This is a genomic window from Caballeronia sp. LZ016 (genome assembly GCF_031450805.1).
Classification (GTDB): Bacteria; Pseudomonadota; Gammaproteobacteria; order Burkholderiales; family Burkholderiaceae; genus Caballeronia.
In genome coordinates, this window is the sequence record NZ_JARTVY010000001.1 from 898,903 (window position 1) to 917,861 (window position 18,959).

18 protein-coding genes are annotated in these 18,959 nt (G+C 62.3%); 17 read left to right on the forward strand and 1 reads right to left on the reverse strand.

Annotation, left to right across the window (positions count from 1 at the left end; genetic code table 11):
- Positions 1-37 precede the first annotated feature (37 nt).
- The 15 genes from P9220_RS04260 (at position 38) to P9220_RS04330 (ending at position 14,205) form a co-directional block, all read left to right on the forward strand.
- Complete coding sequence (locus P9220_RS04260) at positions 38-853, forward strand: ParA family protein (RefSeq protein ID WP_309763735.1); 816 nt, start codon at positions 38-40, stop codon at positions 851-853.
- A complete protein-coding gene (locus P9220_RS04265) occupies positions 850-1,755 on the forward strand; it encodes a ParB/RepB/Spo0J family partition protein (protein ID WP_309763736.1) in 906 nt (301 codons plus the stop codon). Before P9220_RS04260 ends, P9220_RS04265 begins: the two co-directional genes overlap by 4 nt.
- A 50-nt stretch (positions 1,756-1,805) precedes the next feature.
- The gene (locus P9220_RS04270) at positions 1,806-2,906 is read left to right on the forward strand and encodes an SLC13 family permease (RefSeq protein WP_309765380.1); all 1,101 of its coding nucleotides are present in this window, start codon (positions 1,806-1,808) and stop codon (positions 2,904-2,906) included.
- A gap of 284 nt (positions 2,907-3,190) precedes the next feature.
- Entirely contained in the window at positions 3,191-3,715 is a 525-nt protein-coding gene (locus tag P9220_RS04275) for an ATP synthase subunit I (protein ID WP_309763737.1), read from the forward strand.
- Between the two features lie 182 nt (positions 3,716-3,897).
- Complete coding sequence (gene atpB / locus P9220_RS04280; protein ID WP_309765381.1) at positions 3,898-4,749, forward strand: F0F1 ATP synthase subunit A; 852 nt, start codon at positions 3,898-3,900, stop codon at positions 4,747-4,749.
- 90 nt (positions 4,750-4,839) lie between these two features.
- The gene (atpE, locus tag P9220_RS04285; RefSeq protein ID WP_309763738.1) at positions 4,840-5,109 is read left to right on the forward strand and encodes a F0F1 ATP synthase subunit C; all 270 of its coding nucleotides are present in this window, start codon (positions 4,840-4,842) and stop codon (positions 5,107-5,109) included.
- 134 nt (positions 5,110-5,243) lie between these two features.
- On the forward strand, positions 5,244-5,714 hold the full coding sequence (locus P9220_RS04290; protein ID WP_309763739.1) for a F0F1 ATP synthase subunit B: 471 nt from the start codon (positions 5,244-5,246) through the stop codon (positions 5,712-5,714).
- Between the two features lie 2 nt (positions 5,715-5,716).
- Positions 5,717-6,259: a F0F1 ATP synthase subunit delta gene (locus P9220_RS04295; RefSeq protein ID WP_309763740.1), complete on the forward strand. Its 543-nt coding sequence runs from the start codon at positions 5,717-5,719 to the stop codon at positions 6,257-6,259.
- A gap of 57 nt (positions 6,260-6,316) precedes the next feature.
- On the forward strand, positions 6,317-7,858 hold the full coding sequence (atpA, locus tag P9220_RS04300; protein WP_309763741.1) for a F0F1 ATP synthase subunit alpha: 1,542 nt from the start codon (positions 6,317-6,319) through the stop codon (positions 7,856-7,858).
- A 62-nt stretch (positions 7,859-7,920) separates the two neighbouring features.
- The gene (gene atpG / locus P9220_RS04305) at positions 7,921-8,805 is read left to right on the forward strand and encodes a F0F1 ATP synthase subunit gamma (RefSeq protein WP_309763742.1); all 885 of its coding nucleotides are present in this window, start codon (positions 7,921-7,923) and stop codon (positions 8,803-8,805) included.
- Between the two features lie 41 nt (positions 8,806-8,846).
- Positions 8,847-10,241 carry a F0F1 ATP synthase subunit beta gene (gene atpD, locus P9220_RS04310; RefSeq protein WP_309763743.1) on the forward strand — a complete coding sequence of 465 codons (1,395 nt, stop codon included), beginning with the start codon at positions 8,847-8,849 and terminating at the stop codon, positions 10,239-10,241.
- Between the two features lie 76 nt (positions 10,242-10,317).
- Positions 10,318-10,743 (forward strand): F0F1 ATP synthase subunit epsilon, encoded by a 426-nt coding sequence (locus P9220_RS04315; protein WP_309763744.1) that lies wholly within the window; start codon positions 10,318-10,320, stop codon positions 10,741-10,743.
- A 168-nt stretch (positions 10,744-10,911) separates the two neighbouring features.
- Positions 10,912-12,642, forward strand: coding sequence for an AMP-binding protein (locus P9220_RS04320; protein WP_309763745.1), 1,731 nt, complete (start codon positions 10,912-10,914; stop codon positions 12,640-12,642).
- A gap of 229 nt (positions 12,643-12,871) precedes the next feature.
- A complete protein-coding gene (locus tag P9220_RS04325) occupies positions 12,872-13,144 on the forward strand; it encodes a hypothetical protein (RefSeq protein WP_309763746.1) in 273 nt (90 codons plus the stop codon).
- A 113-nt stretch (positions 13,145-13,257) separates the two neighbouring features.
- Positions 13,258-14,205 carry an alpha/beta hydrolase gene (locus tag P9220_RS04330; RefSeq protein WP_309763747.1) on the forward strand — a complete coding sequence of 316 codons (948 nt, stop codon included), beginning with the start codon at positions 13,258-13,260 and terminating at the stop codon, positions 14,203-14,205.
- Positions 14,206-14,209: 4 nt separating this feature from the next.
- Here the strand turns inward: P9220_RS04330 and P9220_RS04335 are convergent, their stop codons facing one another.
- Positions 14,210-15,040 carry a transporter substrate-binding domain-containing protein gene (locus P9220_RS04335; RefSeq protein WP_309763748.1) on the reverse strand — a complete coding sequence of 277 codons (831 nt, stop codon included), beginning with the start codon at positions 15,038-15,040 and terminating at the stop codon, positions 14,210-14,212.
- Between the two features lie 179 nt (positions 15,041-15,219).
- Between P9220_RS04335 and hemE the strand changes: the two genes are divergently transcribed.
- Complete coding sequence (gene hemE, locus P9220_RS04340; protein ID WP_309763749.1) at positions 15,220-16,305, forward strand: uroporphyrinogen decarboxylase; 1,086 nt, start codon at positions 15,220-15,222, stop codon at positions 16,303-16,305.
- A gap of 417 nt (positions 16,306-16,722) precedes the next feature.
- A complete protein-coding gene (locus P9220_RS04345) occupies positions 16,723-18,957 on the forward strand; it encodes a primosomal protein N' (RefSeq protein ID WP_309763750.1) in 2,235 nt (744 codons plus the stop codon).
- Positions 18,958-18,959 lie beyond the last annotated feature (2 nt).

The following is an 18,959-nucleotide window of genomic DNA, read 5'->3' on the forward strand; positions in this document are numbered from 1 at the left end:
CTGATCTTCTGACAGCGAAGTAACGAGGACACTAACGATGGCAAAAATCTTCTGCGTCGCAAATCAGAAGGGCGGCGTTGGAAAAACCACGACCGCAGTCAACCTCGCGGCGAGCCTCGTCGGGCTCAAACAACGCGTCTTGCTGATCGACCTTGACCCGCAGGGCAACGCGACGATGGGCAGCGGCGTCGATAAGGCCGCGTGCGAGAACACGGTGTATGAGGTGCTCGTCGACGGCGTCACCATCCGCGAAGCGCGCGTGCGGCCCGAGGCGGTTGGCTATGATGTGCTGCCGGCCAATCGGGAATTGGCAGGCGCCGAAGTCGAACTGGTCGCGATGGAGAATCGCGAACGCATTCTCCGTGCTGCCATCGACGACATAGTTCGGGACTATGATTTCGTACTGATCGATTGTCCTCCGGCGCTGTCGCTGTTGACGCTGAACGCGCTGTGCGCCGCACACGGCGTCGTCATCCCTATGCAATGCGAATATTTCGCGCTGGAAGGCTTGTCCGACCTCGTCAACACAATTAAACAAATTCACGCGAACCTGAACCGTGACCTGAAGGTGATCGGCTTGTTGCGCGTGATGTTCGACCCGCGAATCACGCTGCAGCAACAGGTTTCAGATCAACTGAAGGCGCATTTCGGCGACAAGGTTTTTGATGTCGTCATCCCGCGCAACGTGCGTCTTGCCGAGGCGCCGAGTTACGGGCTGCCGGGCGTCGTGTTCGACAAGTCATCGCGCGGCGCGCAGGCGTATATCCAGTTCGGCACTGAAATGATCGAGCGCGTCCGCGCGCTGCAACCCCATTCGATGCGGCAGGAAACGCCGACGGAGGAACCGAAATGAGCGCAGTGATGAAGAAGAAGGGTCTCGGCCGCGGCCTGGACGCGTTGCTCGGCGGTAGCGTGGATATCACGGAAGCCGTGCGCGGCGAGGGCACGCCGACGGTGTTGTCGCTCGATAAGCTGCAAGCCGGCAAGTATCAGCCCCGTACGCGCATGGATGAAGGCGCGTTGCAGGAGCTTGCGGCGAGTATCCGCGCGCAGGGTCTGATGCAGCCGATTCTCGTGCGTTCGGTTGCCGATCAGCAGTATGAAATCATCGCCGGCGAGCGCCGGTTCCGCGCAGCGCGCCTCGCCGGGCTCGAGGAAGTGCCGGTGCTCGTGAAGAACGTGCCCGACCAGGCGGCCGCCGCGATGGCGCTGATCGAGAACATTCAGCGCGAGGACTTGAATCCGCTGGAAGAGGCGCAGGGCATCCAACGCCTGCTCGATGAGTTCACCTTCACGCACGAGCAGGCAGCCGAAGCGGTCGGGCGCTCGCGCAGTGCAGTGTCGAACCTGCTGCGCCTTCTGAATCTCGCAACGCCGGTCCAGACGATGCTGCTGGCCGGCGATCTCGACATGGGCCACGCGCGCGCGCTGCTCGCCGTGGATGCCGCGACGCAGATTCAGCTCGCGAATCACGTCGTGAACCGGCGTCTGTCGGTGCGTGAAACCGAGCGCCTCGTCGCGGCGACGCTCAAGCAGACGCCCGCCACGAAAGCGCGTCCTGCCAGCGACGGCGGCCGCGATACGCGACGCCTCGAAGAAGAGCTGTCGGATATCCTGGCAGCCAGCGTCAAGATCAAGCTTGGCGGCAGGGGCCGGGGAAAGGTCACGATCGATTTCGGCAACCTCGACGCACTCGAAGGCATTCTGACGAAGCTGCGCGGTAGCAGCGTCGAAACGCCGACGACGGCGGTCTGACCGCGCGCGCGACCTTGTCCGAATACAACGCAAAGGGCGCGCCGCCCGATGTGCTGACGCGCGTCTGGAAAACCGTTTGCAAAGAGCCGGTTCTCACGATTCTCGTTGCGGCGCTCGTCGTGCTGCAGGTCGCGCGTCCGCGCTCCTGGTCGTCGCTGCCGGGCCTCGTCGACTGGCAGACGGTGCTGACGCTCGCGGGACTGCTCATTCTTACGAAGGCAATCGAATACTCAGGATTCCTGATGTGGGCGGCGCATCGCCTCGTGCATCACATCCACGGAGAGAGGGGGCTCGCGCTGTTTCTCGTCGCGCTGGCGGCCGCGTTATCTACGGTGCTGACGAACGACGTCGCGCTGTTCGCCGTCGTGCCGCTTGCGTTGTCGCTCAACAAACTTGCGCCGCTGCCCATGAAGCGGCTCGTAATCGTAATCGCGCTGGCCGTTAATGCGGGGTCGATTCTCACACCGCTTGGGAATCCTCAGAATCTCTTCCTCTGGCAAACGAGCGGCGTGTCGTTCGGCGCGTTTGTATGGGCGCTCTTGCCGCTATGTGCGGCGCTGATGGCGCTGCTCGCCGTAATGACGTTCGCGATGTTTCGCGCCACGCCGCTCGACCTTTCGGGCGATGTTGAAGCGCATTCCGTCGACCGCGTGCTTTGCGGCGTCAGCGCAGTGGCGTTTGCGGCCTTCGTCGCGCTCGCGGACGCGCATCACGCGGGACCCGGACTTGCCGCGGTCGCCATCGGCTTCCTGTTGTGGCGACGTGAGATCGTCTTGAAGATCGACTGGCTGCTGCTGCTCATCTTCGTGCTGATGTTCATCGTGCTTCGGAGCGCGGCGGCGTTGCCATCGGTTCACGACGCAATCGCGCATATGGGCATCGATTCGCCCGCGCGCGCGTTCGCTGCCGGCGCGGTGTTATCGCAAGGCATCAGCAACGTGCCGGCGGCGATCGTGCTCGCCGAGTTTTCGAAGGATTGGCGGGCACTCGCCTTCGGCGTGAGCGTCGGCGGATTCGGCATCGCGATCGGCTCGCTCGCGAATCTCATCGCCGTGCGACTGTCCGGCGAAAAGGCGATGTGGATGCGCTTCCACGCAGTCTCCATTCCGTTCTGGATCGCCGCCGCCGCAATTGGATGGCTCCTCGTCTGATGCCATCCGCGCATCGGACGGAATCTGAAAATCTGCTTGCAGTCACAAGAAAAATCTCGGTTTCGAGACCATTTTTAGGCTTCGTCTGCTTGGCTTTTGACACACCTAAACTATTGAATCCGTGACAACAATCGCTTACAATCCCCCGGATTTATCAGCTAGGCCACCTCGAAAGCGCGACGAAAGCGCAAGGTGATTTCCCGGACTTTCGGTTCTCTCGGTTGAGGGCTCGGAGACGGTGCGAGAGTGAATCGCGCGCGAGTCTCGAGCAAAACGCGAAGCAAATGCGCGAACGAAACATGCAAGCCAGCGCTCGCTCGACCGGCGACAGCAACGCCACCGGAAATCAGCCGCGAAGTTCGTTGGAGGACTCGTGGGAGGCCGAAGCGCAAGATAACAATATCGTTCCGCTCACGCGGGATCAGGCAGAAAAGCTGTTTGGACCCGAAGTGAGTCGTCCATCGCGTGTCACGCCGTTCAAGGTCGTGGCAGCGCAAATGGTTTTGTCCCTGGGTGCGACGCTGCTGTGGTGGCTGTTTTACAAGCCACCGGGGGATGCTGCGCTGTCCGCCTTCATGGGAGGGGCGATCTGCTGGCTGCCTGCCGCGTTGTTCGCGGCGCGCCTGCAAGCGAAGACGGGTGCCGAGACGATCATGAGCTGGATGGTCGGCGAAGCAATCAAGATGGGTGCGACGATTGCTATGTTCGTCGCGGTCGCGTTCTGGTACAAGAATGCGCTGTGGCTACCGCTGCTCGTCACGTACATCGTCGCGTTAAAGACGTACTGGATTGCAATGGCGCTGCGTTGATGCGGCGCCTGGCCGGAACATGACCCCCCAGGTAAGTGCGGGGCGGCTGACCGGCAACTAGCATGAGACAAGTGCGGAGGGTGTTCCGCACACGGGCCTTCCGCCTGGAGCCGCAACGCGAAGCGGCGGCTCGGAGCGGCTGGCGTCGAAAGATTTTTGACAATTTGGGTGGCTTTAACGATATGGCAGCTAGCGAAGGAACGCACGCTCTGGATCCGTCCGAGTACATTGCGCACCACTTGCAGAATCTTTCCACGCACCACCAGACGTCGATTTTCGACATCCACGTCTGGAATCTGGACACGCTGTTCTGGTCCATTCTGTGTGGCCTTTTGACCATCATCATCCTCGGCCTCGCGGCGCGTAAGGCGACGTCCGGTGTACCCGGCCGCTTCCAGTGCGCTATCGAAATGCTCGTGGAGATGGTGGAAGATCAGTCGAAGTCGATGATCCACGGCAACCGCCGCTTCATCGCGCCGCTCGCGCTGACCGTGTTCGTCTGGGTCGCCCTGATGAACTCGCTCGACTTCATCCCGGTGGACCTGCCTGGCCGCGTTATCGGCTGGCTCGGTCTCGAAAACGTCCTGCCCCACCACCGCATCGTTCCGACGGCTGACCTCAACGGCACCATCGGCATCGCGCTGGGCGTCTTCATTCTGATGATCTACTACAACTTCAAGATCAAGGGCGCCGGCGGCTTCGTGCACGAACTGCTGTCCGCTCCGTTCGGCGCGCATCCGGTCTTGTGGATTCCGAACCTCGCGCTGAACATCATCGAGTTCGTGGCCAAGACAGTGTCGCTCGGCATGCGGCTGTTCGGCAACATGTACGCCGGCGAACTGCTGTTCCTGCTCATCGCGTTGCTCGGCAGCATGTGGCACTTCAGCGCGGACGCCTCCGTACTTGGCTTTATCGGCCACGTGGCCGCGGGTACGATCTGGGCGATTTTCCACATCCTGATCGTGTTTCTGCAGGCTTTCATCTTCATGATGCTGACGCTGGTGTATATCGGCCAGGCTCATGACACGCATTAACGCGACACTGCCGCAGTTCGGAATCGCCAACGGTTCTACGTTTCAATCTTCATAAATCAAGTTCTAAAGTCTTTAATCAAAGGAGTGATCATGCAAGCTTTCATCGCCAACATCCAGGGTCTGACCGCCGTCGGTATCGGCATCATCATCGGCCTGGGTGCAATCGGCGCCTGTATCGGTATCGGTCTGATGGGCGGCAAGTACATCGAGGCTTGCGCGCGTCAGCCCGAACTGATGAACCCGCTGCAGACCAAGATGTTCCTGTTGGCTGGTCTGATCGACGCGGCGTTCCTGATCGGCGTTGGTGTGGCAATGCTGTTTGCGTTCGCGAACCCGCTGCTCGCACGTCTCGGCGGCTGAGGTTCCTCGGAAGTGTGCGTCTGATCTTTTGACATGACGCAAACCGGAACGGTGAGGCGCTGATCGAGCACAACAGCCGGTTAGCGCCTTTTAACCGTTTCACTCTCCCGAAAAGCAACGTTTAAGGAAACACCGTGAATCTCAACGCAACCCTGTTTGCGCAAATGGTCGTTTTTCTGATCCTCGCGTGGTTCACGATGAAGTTCGTGTGGCCGCCGTTGATCAACGCCCTCGACGAGCGCTCGAAGAAGATTGCCGACGGCCTCGCCGCCGCCGACAAGGGCAAGGCGGAACTCGAAGCTGCGCATAAGCGCGTCGACCAGGAACTCGCCCAGGCACGCAACGACGGCCAGCAGCGTATTGCTGACGCTGAAAAGCGCGCTGCCGCCGTCGCCGACGAAATCAAGGCTAACGCTCAGGCAGAAGCCGCGCGCATCGTCGCGCAAGCCAAGGCGGACGCCGACCAGCAAATCGTCAAGGCTCGCGAAGCACTGCGCGCCGAAGTCGCCGCGCTGGCCGTCAAGGGCGCCGAGCAAATTCTGAAGCGCGAAGTCGATCAGAAGGCTCACGCCGACCTGCTGAATCAACTCAAAACCGAGCTCTGATCATGGCCGAACTTGCAACCATCGCTCGTCCTTACGCAGAAGCGCTGTTCCGCGTGGCCGAAACCGGCGATCTCGCGGGCTGGTCCACCTTCGTCGAGGAGCTGGCACAGGTTGCGCGTCTGCCCGAAGTGGAAACGGTCGCCTCGAGCCCGAAGGTGAGCCGCGAGCAGATCACGGATTTGCTGCTCGCCGCGGTGAAGTCGCCGCTCGCTCAGAGCAATGCTCAGGCGAAGAATTTCGTGCGCATGTTGGTGGAGAATCATCGCCTGCCGCTGCTGCCCGAGATCGCCGTCCAGTTCGACGAGCTGAAGAACGCCCGTGAAGGTGCGGCCGACGCGTATATCGTCAGCGCGTTCCCCCTCGAAGGCGCACAGTTGAACGACTTGGTCGCAAGCCTCGAACGCAAGTTCGAGCGCAAGCTGAAGCCGATCGTCGAAGTCGATCAGTCGCTGATCGGCGGCGTTCGCGTGACGGTCGGCGACGAAGTGCTCGATACCTCGGTCCGCGCGCGCCTCGCCAGCATGCAGACGGCTCTGACCGCCTGACGCTTCCCGGAAGCGCCTTAGCTGGCACGCAACAGAATTGACTATCAGGAGCGAATAATGCAACTCAATCCCTCTGAGATCAGCGAGCTGATCAAGAGCCGGATCCAGGGCCTTGAAGCGAGCGCGGACGTTCGCAACCAGGGCACCGTGATCTCCGTGACCGACGGTATCGTGCGTATCCACGGCCTGTCGGACGTGATGCAGGGCGAAATGCTCGAATTCCCGGGCAACACGTTCGGCCTCGCGTTGAACCTCGAGCGCGACTCGGTCGGCGCCGTTATTCTCGGTGAGTACGAGCACATCACGGAAGGCGACATCGTCAAGACGACGGGCCGCATTCTCGAAGTGCCGGTTGGTCCCGAACTGATCGGCCGCGTGGTCGATGCACTCGGCAACCCCATCGACGGCAAGGGTCCGGTCAACGCGAAGATGACCGACGCGATCGAAAAGATCGCTCCGGGCGTGATCTGGCGTAAGTCGGTGTCGCAGCCGGTGCAAACGGGTCTCAAGTCGATCGACGCAATGGTGCCGATCGGCCGCGGCCAGCGCGAGCTGATCATCGGCGACCGTCAGTGCGGCAAGAGCGCCGTCGCTGTCGACGCGATCATCAACCAGAAGGGCAAGGACCTCATCTGTATCTACGTCGCGATCGGCCAGAAGGCTTCGTCGATCATGAACGTGGTGCGCAAGCTCGAAGAAACCGGCGCGATGGCTTACACCATCGTCGTGGCGGCTTCGGCTTCGGAATCGGCTGCGATGCAATACCTCGCGCCGTACGCCGGCTGCACGATGGGCGAATACTTCCGCGATCGCGGCCAGGACGCGTTGATCGTCTATGACGATTTGACCAAGCAAGCATGGGCGTATCGTCAGATTTCGCTGTTGCTGCGCCGTCCGCCGGGCCGTGAGGCGTATCCCGGTGACGTGTTCTATCTGCACTCGCGTCTGCTCGAGCGTGCCGCTCGCGTCTCGGAAGAGTACGTCGAGAAGTTCACCAACGGCGAAGTGAAGGGCAAGAGCGGCTCGCTGACGGCGCTGCCGGTCATCGAAACCCAAGCCGGCGACGTGACCGCGTTCGTTCCGACGAACGTCATCTCGATTACCGATGGCCAGATCTTCCTGGAAACCGACCTGTTCAACGCCGGTATCCGCCCTGCGATCAACGCGGGCGTGTCGGTGTCGCGCGTCGGTGGTGCGGCTCAGACCAAGGTCGTGAAGAAGCTGTCGGGCGGTATCCGTACCGACCTCGCGCAGTATCGTGAACTGGCTGCATTCGCACAGTTCGCGTCGGACCTCGACGAAGCCACCCGCAAGCAGTTGGAGCGCGGCCGCCGCGTGACGGAACTGCTGAAGCAGCCGCAATATCAGCCGCTGCAGGTGTGGGAGCTGTCGGTGGCGCTGTTCGCGGCCAACAACGGCTATCTCGACGATCTGGAAGTCTCGCAAGTCCTGCCGTTTGAAAAGGGCATGCGCGAATACCTGAAGACGAGCCATGCCGATCTGATTAAGCGCATCGAAGACAACAAAGACTTGTCGAAGGACGACGAAGGCGCACTGCATGCCGCGCTGAAGGACTTCAAGAAGTCGGGCGCTTATTGATCGGGACAGAGGAGAAACGCGCGGCGCGAAGGCGCCGCGCGGCTTCGATCAAGGAGTAAGCAATGGCTGGAATGAAGGAAATTCGCGGCAAGATCAAGAGCGTGCAGAACACGCGAAAGATCACGAAAGCGATGGAAATGGTCGCCGCATCGAAGATGCGCCGCGCCCAGGAGCGCATGCGTTCCGCCCGTCCGTATGCCGACAAGGTCCGCGCAATCGCCGCGCACATGAGCGCAGCGAACCCCGAGTATCGTCACCCGTTCATGGTGAAGAACGAGGGCGCGAAGACGGCCGGCCTGATCCTCGTCACGACCGACAAGGGTCTGTGCGGCGGCATGAACACGAACATCCTGCGTGCGTCGCTGACCAAGATCAAAGAGCTGGATCAGAGCGGCGTGTCCGTCGAGGCGTCGGCTATCGGCGGCAAGGGGCTCGGTTTCCTGAACCGGCTGCGCGCCAAGGTCGTGTCGCAAGTCACGCAACTGGGCGATACGCCGCATCTGGAAAAGCTGATCGGCGCGATCAAGGTGCAGCTCGACCTGTATTCGGAAGGCAAGATCAACGCGGTGTACCTGGCGTACACGCGCTTCGTCAATACGATGAAGCAGGAAGCGGTGATCGAGCAATTGCTGCCGCTGTCGGTTGACGACCTCAATCAGAAGAACGCGGACGCTGATACGCCGAAGACGTCGTGGGACTACATCTACGAGCCCGACGCTCAGACGGTGGTGGACGACCTGCTCGTGCGCTACGTGGAAGCGCTCGTGTATCAGGCGGTCGCGGAAAACATGGCGTCCGAGCAGTCGGCGCGCATGGTCGCGATGAAGGCCGCGTCCGACAACGCGAAGCAAGTGATCAACGAACTGCAGCTCGTCTATAACAAGAGCCGCCAGGCCGCGATTACGAAAGAATTGTCGGAAATCGTCGGCGGCGCCGCAGCGGTCTGAGTCTGACCGCGTGAAAGAACACAGTATCTAAAGGAAATGCGATGAGTACTACTGCTTTGGTAGAAGGCAAGATCGTACAGTGCATCGGCGCCGTTATCGACGTGGAATTTCCGCGTGCGCAAATGCCGAAGATTTACGACGCGCTCATTCTGGAAGGCACCGAACTGACGCTCGAAGTCCAGCAGCAGCTGGGCGACGGCGTGGTCCGCACCATCTGTCTGGGTGCGTCCGACGGCCTGCGCCGCGGCACGATGGTCAAGAACACCGGCAAGCCCATCAGCGTGCCGGTGGGCAAGCCGACGCTCGGCCGCATCATGGACGTGCTCGGCCGCCCGATCGACGAAGCCGGCCCGATCGACAGCGCCAACCTGCGCTCGATCCACCAGGCTGCACCTTCGTTCGACGAACTGTCGCCGTCGACCGAACTGCTCGAAACCGGCATCAAGGTTATCGACCTGATCTGCCCGTTCGCCAAGGGCGGCAAGGTCGGCCTGTTCGGCGGTGCGGGCGTGGGCAAGACCGTGAACATGATGGAACTCATCAACAACATCGCGAAGGAACACGGCGGTTATTCCGTGTTCGCCGGTGTGGGTGAGCGTACCCGTGAAGGGAACGACTTCTATCACGAAATGAAGGACTCGAACGTTCTCGACAAGGTCGCGCTGGTGTACGGCCAGATGAACGAGCCGCCGGGCAACCGTCTGCGCGTCGCGCTGACCGGTCTGACGATGGCCGAGCACTTCCGTGACGAAGGTCTCGACGTGCTGTTCTTCGTTGACAACATCTATCGTTTCACGCTGGCGGGTACGGAAGTGTCCGCACTGCTCGGCCGTATGCCTTCGGCAGTGGGCTATCAGCCGACGCTGGCTGAAGAAATGGGCAAGCTGCAAGAGCGCATCACGTCGACGAAGACCGGCTCCATCACGTCGGTTCAGGCCGTGTACGTCCCTGCGGACGACTTGACCGACCCGTCGCCGGCTACGACCTTCGGCCACCTGGACGCAACTGTCGTGTTGTCGCGTGACATCGCTTCGCTCGGTATCTACCCCGCCGTGGATCCGCTCGATTCGACCTCGCGTCAGATCGACCCGAACGTGATCGGCGAAGAGCACTACTCGATCACGCGCGGCGTTCAGCAGACGCTGCAGCGCTACAAGGAACTGCGCGACATCATCGCGATTCTGGGCATGGACGAACTGTCGCCGGAAGACAAGCTGTCGGTCGCGCGCGCTCGTAAGATCCAGCGTTTCCTGTCGCAGCCGTTCCACGTTGCTGAAGTGTTCACGGGTTCGCCGGGCAAGTACGTGCCGCTGAAGGAAACCATCCGCGGCTTCAAGATGATCGTCGAAGGCGAGTGCGATCATCTGCCGGAGCAGGCGTTCTACATGGTCGGCACGATCGACGAAGCCTTCGAAAAGGCCAAGAAGATCCAGTAAGGTCGGGTTCGTCAGGCGGACGCCGATGTCACGCATCGGCGTCCTCGATTGAAACCGACGACAGGAGTCGACATAAATGGCAACCATCAAAGTAGACGTCGTCAGCGCGGAAGAGCAGATCTTCTCGGGCCAGGCGAAGTTCGTCGCGCTGCCGGGCGAATCGGGTGAGCTCGGCATTCTGCCGGGTCACACGCCGCTCATCACGCGCATTCGTCCGGGCGCCGTGCGCATCGAGGCGGAAGACGGCTCGGAAGAGTTCGTGTTCGTGGCCGGCGGGATTCTCGAAGTCCAGCCGGGCATCGTGACCGTGCTCGCCGATACCGCCATCCGCGGCGCCGATCTCGACGAAGCGAAGGCCGAGCAAGCGAAGAAGCGCGCCGAGGAAGCGTTGCAAAACAACACCTCGGAACTCGAATACGCCACCGCGCAAGCGGAACTGGCGTATGCGGCTGCCCAACTCGCGGCAATCCAGCGTCTGCGCAAGGTGCACGCGAAGCACTAAGCAACGACGCTTCACGAGCGGTCAGAGAAAGCAGCCTTCGGGCTGCTTTTTTTATGCGCGCGCCCGATGCGACGGCACGAAGCGCTGCGGGTAACACTCAATGCCCCCGCGCGCGACCGGCGGGCACAATGGCCTTCCAGTCAGCCTTCATTCGGGCGGAGACCATCGATGGCAACACAACCGACGCAGGCCGGCGCGCAGATCGAACCGCGCGACGGGCTTTCCTATGTCCGCGGCGCAACCGATATCCCCTTGAGCGATGCGACCGTATCGCGCTTCCTTCATGAAACAGTCGGGCGTTTTCCGGACCGGCCGGCTGTCGTTTTCCGCGAGCAAAGCATCCGCTGGACGTGGCGCGAGTTCGCGCATGAAGTCGATGTGCTCGCAAGCGGCCTGCTCGCGCTCGGGCTGAAGGCGGGCGACCGGGTCGGCATCTGGTCGCCGAATCGCGTGGAATGGCTGCTGACCCAATTCGCAACGGCGCGCATGGGCGCTGTGCTCGTCAACATCAATCCGGCGTACCGGTTGGCGGAACTCGAGTACGCGCTGAACAAGGTCGGCTGTAAAGCCATTGTGGCAGCGGAGCAATTCAAGTCGTCGAAGTATCTTGAGATGTTGCAGACGCTCGCACCCGAGCTCGCCGATGCCGAGCCCAAGGCGCTGCAAGCGGCCCGGTTGCCCGAGCTGCGCGCCGTGATCCGCATGGGCGCCACCGCGACGCCGGGCATGCTTAACTTTGACGACGTGATGCACCGGGGACGCGCCGCCCTCGATCCCGCGCACCTCGACGCACTCGAAGCGACGCTCCGGCCGGACGACGCGATCAACATCCAGTTCACGAGCGGCACGACCGGCAATCCGAAGGGCGCGACGCTCACGCATCGCAACATCGTCAACAACGCGCGATACATCGCGATGGCGATGCGGCTCACCGAAGCGGATTCGCTGTGCATCCCGGTGCCGCTGTATCACTGCTTCGGCATGGTGCTAGCGGTGCTGGCGTGCGTCTCAACGGGCGCGGCGATGATATTTCCCGGCGAGGCCTTCGATCCCGCCGCGACGCTCGCCGCTGTCCACGAAGAGCGTTGCACGGCGCTGCATGGCGTGCCGACGATGTTCATCGCGGAACTGGACCACCCGGACTTCGCGAAATACGATCTGAGTCGCCTGCGAACGGGCATCATGGCCGGCTCGCCGTGTCCGATCGAGACCATGAAGCGCGTCGTTTCGACGATGCATCTCGCCGAAATCACCATCGCCTACGGGATGACGGAAACGAGTCCCGTATCGTTCCAGAGCTCGACCACGGACCCGCTCGACAAGCGCACGACGACCGTCGGCCGCATTCAGCCGCATCTCGAAGTGAAGATTGTCGATCCGCTCGGCGAAATCGTGCCGGTCGGCGAAACGGGCGAGCTTTGCACGCGCGGTTATTCCGTGATGAGAGGCTATTGGGGCGACGACGAAAAGACGCGCGAAGCGATCATCGACGGATGGATGCATACCGGCGATCTCGCGACGATCGACGCCGAAGGCTACTGCAACATTGTCGGCCGCCTGAAGGACATGGTCATACGCGGCGGGGAGAACGTGTATCCGCGCGAAATCGAGGAATTTCTATTTCGTCATCCGAAGATTCAGTCGGTGCAGGTATTCGGCGTGCCGGACGAAAAGTATGGCGAGGAAGTATGCGCGTGGGTCGTGGTGCGTCCCGGCGAAGTGGCGAGCGAAGACGATATTCGCGCGTTTTGCCAAGGACAAATCGCCCATTACAAGATTCCGCGTTATATCCGCTTTGTCGATGAACTGCCGATGACCGTCACCGGGAAAGCGCAGAAGTTCGTGATGCGTGCGCGGATGATCGACGAACTCAAACTCGCCGAATCGAAAACCGCATAAGCCGGACCGCGCAGGTCAGTCAAAGGGAGCGGAAAAGACAGAGGGAGCGCATGGCGCTCCCTTCTGTCATGGGACAAACGTCCGTGCGACCAGCGCAAACGTTTGTTCAGGCGAAAAAAAAGCGGGCCTGGAGCCCGCTAAAAACCACACGCTACGGGGTTAGCGCGAGGAGACCAACTGTGGGAGACTTCGATTTCATTTCACAAATCGAAGAACGATCCCAACACCGATGTCCCTGGAAGAGTTTCGACCTAAGTCGACCACCGAAACGCGCGGTATTTGCACTGCGCGCTCGAATCCATCCGTGTTGAAACCGTTTGAACAGATTGTGGGCGAATTGAATCGGGATCGCCGTAACAAAGTGTTTCAGGTTGTAACCCGCGCCCGTCAAGGCGCCGATAAACAATCTCGCGTGAATCCGCCTTTTGTCTTGCAAATATTGTTGGTTATTCAGCCGATTTATTCTGTCGCCGCGCGCAAGCGTCAAAATACCGCTTTTTGACGCGGCGGCCAAATACGTAATCGTCAGAAAAATAGCACGTGCGGACGGAAGAAATCGATTAGAAAACGCCTACACACTCGTTCGATTCACATAACCAATTGTTGGAGACTCGCATGACCATTGATGCAGCTTTGCTCCGCTATTACCGCGAAGTCGCCGAAACGTTTCCGCCGCTCGCACCGGACGCCGACGCACCCGCGGTACGTCAGCGGTTCAAGGCCGTCGCGCAAGCGTATGCGCGAGAACGCGGCGACGCTGTGACCGTCGAGGACATTGACATTGTTTTGCAAGAACGGACGCTCAACGCGCGCATATATAAGCCGCGCGGGACGGCCGGCCCGTTGCCGCTGCTCGTCTATTTTCACGGCGGCGGCTGGGTCGTCGGCGATATCGACACCCACGACGCGCTCGTCGCGCGGCTTGCGCTCGACGCACAGTGCGCCGTCGCGAGCGTGGACTACCGCCTCGCGCCCGAGCACCCGTTCCCCGCGCCTTGCGACGACGCCCTCGACACCCTGATCTGGTTCGCGGAACATCGCTCGCGCCTCGGCTTCGCGACGGATCGGCTGGGCGTCGGCGGCGACAGCGCGGGGGCGCATCTGGCGGTCGTTGCGGCGCGTGGCGCGAACGAGCGCGTGGCGGGCCTCGTCGGCTTGCAACTGCTGCTTTACCCGGTCATGCGCCGGCAATTCGAGAGTGCGAGCTGTATCGCCAATGCGAATGGCCCCGGGCTGACGAACGACGAGATGAAGTGGTACTGGACGCAATTCCTGTCCGGCGTCAACCCCGGCGACCACGACGTCCGCGCTTTTCCGCTGGCCGAGCCGTTCGAGCGCACGCCAGCGCGCGCGCTGATCGTGGCCGCTGCCTACGATCCGCTGTACGACGACGCCTTCGAGCTCAAGCGCTTTCTCGAAACCAACGGCGGTCGCGTCGAACTGATCGACGCCACCGACATGACGCACGGCTTCGCGCGCCTGCATACGCAGTCCGAGGCCGCGCAAGGCTGGCTGCGGAAGATCGGCGAGCGCGCTGGCGAGTTGCTGCGCGCCGGGCGATAGACGCCTACTTGAGCCACTTGTCGACGACCGTCTGAAACTCGCCGGTCGAACGCGTCAGATGCAGCCATTGATCGACGTACTGCTGCCATGCGACGTCCCCGCGCGGCAGCAGATACGCCTTCTCGCCGAACTGAAACGGCTTGTCGGGATGCACCGAGCACAGACCGGGATTGAGCTTTTGTTGCAGCAGCGTTTCGGAGGCGTCGGTGACCATGACATCGGCGTGGCCGTCGAGGATCTGCTTGAAGATCGTCACGTTGTCCGGATACTCGATCAACTGCGAGTGCGAGAAGTATTGCTTCGCGAAGCGCTCGTTCGTGCCCCCGGGATTGACGATCGTGCGCACGCCCGGCTGGTCGATTGCGGCGACGGTCTGATACTTGTCGACGTCGGCGCAACGCACGATCGGTGTCTTGCCGTCCTCCATGTACGGCGCGGTGAAGAACGCGCGCTTCTGGCGGTCCAGCGTCGTCGATACGCCGCCCACGGCGATATCGCATTTCGCGATGAAATCGTTCATCAGATTCGACCACGATGTCTTCACGTACTCGGCCCTCGCGCCCAGCGACTTTGCGAGGCTGTCCGCCAGATCGATGTCGATGCCTTCGAACTGCCCGTCCGGCTTGAGGAACGAATACGGCTTGTAGTCGCCCGTCGTGCAGACGCGCAGCGTGTGGCGCGCGAGAACCTCATCGAGCCGCGAGGAAGCGGGCGCGGGCGCGGGTGCGATTTGCGCGACGCTGCCGGCCTGAACCGTCTGGGCGCACGCGACGCCCGATGCGAAAACCGACCACGCGACTGCACACGTGGCGAGACTGAAGGACGTGCGTTTCATCGATGCTCCTGATTGTTGTTGTGGCGATGAGGCGGCATCGATGATAGCGAGCACGCGGTCGTCTGAACATCATCTTGAAAAGACGCGCGGCCGTGCGGATTTGCCGCCGCGCTGCTGCGAAAACGTGCAGCCGCTCCGGTAGAATGGACGATTCTCTTCTGGCTTCAGCACCGAGCGACGTGGCACAGACTCTTCTCAACGACACCTTCCTGCGTGCGCTGCTGCGCCAGCCGACCGACTACACGCCGATCTGGCTGATGCGCCAGGCGGGCCGCTACCTGCCCGAATACAACGCGACGCGCGCGCGAGCCGGCAGTTTTCTCGGCCTCGCGAAGAATCCGGATTTCGCGACGGAAGTCACGCTGCAACCGCTCGAACGCTTTCCGCTCGACGCCGCCATCCTCTTCTCGGACATCCTGACGGTTCCCGACGCGATGGGCCTCGGGCTCAACTTCGTGCAGGGCGAAGGCCCGCGCTTCGAGCGCACCGTACGCACGGAAGACGACGTGAAGCGCCTCGCGGTGCCGGATATCGACGCGACGCTGCGCTACGTAACCGACGCCGTGAGTCAGATTCGCCGCGCGCTGACGGACGCGCAGGGCCGTCAGAAAGTCCCGCTCATCGGCTTCTCCGGCAGTCCGTGGACGCTCGCCTGCTATATGGTCGAGGGCGGCGGCTCGGACGACCATCGCACTGTCAAGTCGATGGCTTATGCGCGTCCCGACCTGATGCATCGCATCCTGGACGTGAACGCGCGTGCCGTGACCGCGTATCTGAACGCCCAGATCGAAGCGGGCGCGCAATCCGTGATGATCTTCGACACCTGGGGCGGTGCGCTCGCCGATGGCGCTTATCAGCGCTTTTCGCTCGACTACATCGCGAAGGTCGTCGCGGGACTGAAGCGCGAGCACGACGGCGCACGCGTACCGGTCATCACGTTCACGAAGGGCGGCGGATTGTGGCTGGAAGAAATCGCCGCAACGGGCGTGGACGCAGTCGGTCTCGACTGGACGACGAACCTCGGCGTCGCACGGGAGCGCGTGGGCGGCCGCGTGGCGCTTCAGGGCAACATCGATCCGTCCGTACTCTTCGCGCCGCCCGAGGCGATTCGGGCCGAAGCGCGCGGCGTGCTCGACAGCTTCGGGAATTTTCCGGGCCACGTCTTTAACCTCGGCCACGGCATTTCGCAGTTCACGCCGCCCGAACACGTCGCCGAACTGGTCGATGAAGTTCATCAGTACAGCCGCAAAGTGCGCGCCGCGTAACTCCCAACGGGCGATGCTGCGGTGCAGCGTCATCCGGATCGCCCGCCCTTCGCGGTGCGCCGGGATGTCAAGATCGACTTATGCACATTTTGTTCGTTGCGTCGCGCCATCAGACATATGGGCCGGTGCAAGCCATAAAGTGCCTCTATTTCTGATGCAAGTGCCTGTTTCTCAACAACTTTAGTCAGCTTTGTCCGAAATGTGGGCAAGCGCACATAAGCGATCCGTGACATTCCTCCCGGCGACGCAAGGCGGACTTCTCAACAAAGTTATCCACAGCCCTGTGGAAAGCACCGGAAATCCAAAAAAAATCGCTCACTTACGGGCGCTTTTGACGTTTCACTTCAACTTCTCCGTGGCACGGCTTGTCGCGCCGTGGGATTGCGCCACCACCGCTGCTGACGAGCGCGCCGGGCGATGACCGACCTGTTCGTGCGCGTCGCCATCGATCAGCCGATGCCCGTGCTGTTCGACTATCGCTACTCGCTGCCCGACCCGCCGGCCCCCGGCATGCTCGTGCTCGTGCCCTTCGGACGGCGCGAGGTGGTCGGCCTGATCTGCGAGATCACATCGGCGACCGATGTCCCTGCCAGCAAATTGCGAGACGTGAGCAAGCTATGCACGGGCTGTCCGCCGCTGTCGATGCAATGGATCGCGCTGACCGCTTTCGCTGCGGATTACTACCAGCGCGGCCTCGGCGAAGTGGCGTTGCCCGCACTCCCGCAAGCATTGCGCGATGCGTCGCGCTGGGAGCGGCTTCTGACGGTCGAACCGCGCTTCGCTCTGCTGCCGTCTGGCCGCGCGGAGATGCATGACGCGTTGCCGCCGCGCGCAACCGCGATTCGCCGTCTCGCCGACGCGCTGACAGCAGAAGATCCGCTCGCGCTTTCCGATGCCCGCGCGCTGCATCCGAAAGCCGCCGCCATCTTCGACGACTGGCTTGCACGAGGCTGGATCGAACACGCAGCGCCCGAACCCTCGCCATCGCAACCCTCTCCGACGGGCGCGGTGCAGCTTCCGCGCCTCACCGACGAACAGCGCGAAGCGGTCGAAGCCATCGCCGGCGCGCAGGGCTTCGCGCCGTTCCTGCTGCATGGCGTAACGGGCAGCGGCAAGACGGAGGTCTATCTCCACGCACTCGCCGAACTGCTCGTCGCGCGGCCCGACGCGCAGGCGCTCGTCCTCGTGCCGGAAATCAACCTGACGCCGCAGTTCGAAGCCGCATTCCGGTCGCGCTTCGCCGCGTTGACGGCAGGTTCCATCGTGACGATGCACAGCGGCCTTGCCGAAGGCGAGCGTGCGCGAAACTGGCTGGCGGCGCATACGGGCAACGCGCGAATCGTGCTCGGCACGCGGCTCGCGATTCTCGCGTCGGCGCCGAAGCTCGCGATGATCGTCGTCGATGAAGAGCACGATCCCGCGTACAAGCAGCAAGAGGGGCTGCGCTATTCCGCGCGCGATCTGGCGGTTTATCGCGCGAAGCAACTGGGTATTCCGGTCGTGCTGGGCTCCGCGACGCCATCGCTCGAAACGTGGTGGCAGGCCGAGCAGGGGCGCTACACGCGCCTGACGCTCACGCGCCGCGCCGTCGCAGAGGCTGCGTTGCCGGCCGTGCGGCTCATCGATCTCGAAGAAGAGCGCCGGCGCGGCCGCGCTTCAGTCGAAGGGTTGTCGGGGCCGCTCATCGCCGCATTGAAGTCGCGGCTCGAGCGAGGCGAACAAAGTCTTGTCTTCCTCAACCGCCGTGGCTACGCGCCCATTCTTTCGTGCGAGGCGTGCGGCTGGGTCGCGGGCTGTCCGCGCTGCAGCGCCTACGCCGTGCTTCACAAGCCGGAGCGCGCGCTGCGCTGTCACCATTGCGGTTGGGAATCGCGCATTCCGAAGTCGTGTCCGGAGTGCGGCAATATCGACATTGCACCGATGGGACGCGGCACGCAGCGCGTCGAGGAGACGCTCGCGAGCGTCGTGCCGGGCGCGCGCGTGTTGCGCATCGACGCGGACAGCACGCGCCGCAAGGGCAGCGCACAAGCACTCTTTTCGGATGTCCACGCCGGTGAAGTCGATATCCTCGTCGGCACCCAGATGATCGCGAAAGGCCACGACTTTCGCCGCGTGACGCTCGTCGGCGTCCTGAATGCCGATACCGCACTCTTTTCGCACGATTTCCGCGCGAGCGAGCGGCTTTTCGCGCAGCTGACGCAGGTGAGCGGACGCGCAGGCCGCGCCGGTCTGCCGGGCGAAGTGCTGATTCAGACGCGCTATCCGCGCCACGCGCTTTATATGGCGTTATCGCGGCAGGATTACGTGGGCTTCGCCAATGCGACGCTCGCGGAGCGGCGCGACGCGCGGTTGCCTCCGTTCGTCTATCAGGCGATGCTGCGCGCCGAAGGCCGCACGCTGGAAGCGGCCATCGCGTTCCTGGCGGAAGCCGCAGCGGCGTTCGCGTCCTTGCCGGGTGCCGATCGCGTGACGGTCTACGATCCGGTGCCGCTCACCATCGTGAAGGTGTTCAACGTGCATCGCGCGCAACTGCTGCTGGAGAGCGGGTCGCGCGCCGCGCTGCAGTCCGCGTTGCGCGCGTGGCAGCCGGTGCTGCGCGCGCTCAAGGGCGTATTGCGCTGGAACGTCGAAGTCGATCCGCTCGACGTTTGAGC